The sequence below is a fragment of the Pantoea sp. SIMBA_079 genome (assembly GCF_046940275.1).
Lineage (GTDB): Bacteria > Pseudomonadota > Gammaproteobacteria > Enterobacterales > Enterobacteriaceae > Pantoea > Pantoea borealis.
The window spans coordinates 1-277 of the sequence record NZ_JAWRYR010000221.1 but is presented as its reverse complement, the minus strand read 5'-3'; the positions used below and the strand labels follow the sequence as shown (position 1 = coordinate 277).

General features: G+C 67.9%; 1 protein-coding gene. It reads right to left on the bottom strand.

All coding sequences use genetic code 11. The annotated features are described in order from the left end of the window. Positions 1 to 277, bottom strand: a 277-nt coding sequence (locus SB719_RS19780) for an SLBB domain-containing protein (RefSeq protein WP_412159684.1), incomplete at both ends; no start/stop codon positions are given.

Genomic DNA, 277 nt, shown 5'->3' with positions numbered 1-277 from the left:
ATCATGGTCTCGCCGGGCAGCACCTTCATCGACGAGCCGCCGGGGATCACGGCCTTGATCGCACGGCCGTCGCGCATGCCGCCGCACAGCTCCAGCAGATCGGCGAACGAGGTGCCGAGGCGGATCTCGTGGTTGCCGGGCCGGGCGACGTGGCCCGATACCGAGAAGATCTTGCAGCCGCCGTTGTTCGGCTTGCCCAGGCCCATGAACCACTCGGCGCCGTTGCGCACGATCGCCGGCACCGAGGCGAAGGTCTCGGTGTTGTTGATCGTCGTCG